The organism is Burkholderia sp. SIMBA_051, from assembly GCF_046534915.1.
Taxonomy (GTDB): Bacteria; Pseudomonadota; Gammaproteobacteria; order Burkholderiales; family Burkholderiaceae; genus Burkholderia; species Burkholderia ambifaria.
The window spans coordinates 1-239 of sequence record NZ_JAWRXS010000823.1 but is presented as its reverse complement, the minus strand read 5'-3'; the positions used below and the strand labels follow the sequence as shown (position 1 = coordinate 239).

The window sequence follows — 239 nt, the reverse complement described above, 5'->3', positions numbered from 1 at the left end:
CAGTTCGTCGCGCGACAGCGGTTTCACGTTCGGGTCGCCCGCCTGGATTCTGCTCATCAGCGCATCGAACTGCGCCTGCCGTTGACGGCGCAGCATGACGAAAACCTCGATCCGTTCCGCCGGATCGCATTGACCGACCACTTTCGAACCTTGTTCCACCGTTCGCTCGCTTCCCGGCAGCGGATGCTTTGTGACCATGTGTCGACTCTCCTGTTAGCGCGACGGCGCAGGCCGCAAGC

1 pseudogene is annotated in these 239 nt (G+C 62.3%); it reads right to left on the bottom strand.

What is annotated here, in order from left to right:
* A pseudogene (locus tag SB771_RS36745) lies at positions 1–198 on the bottom strand (peptidase S53); the annotation flags it as partial.
* Between the last annotated feature and the right edge of the window lie 41 nt (positions 199–239).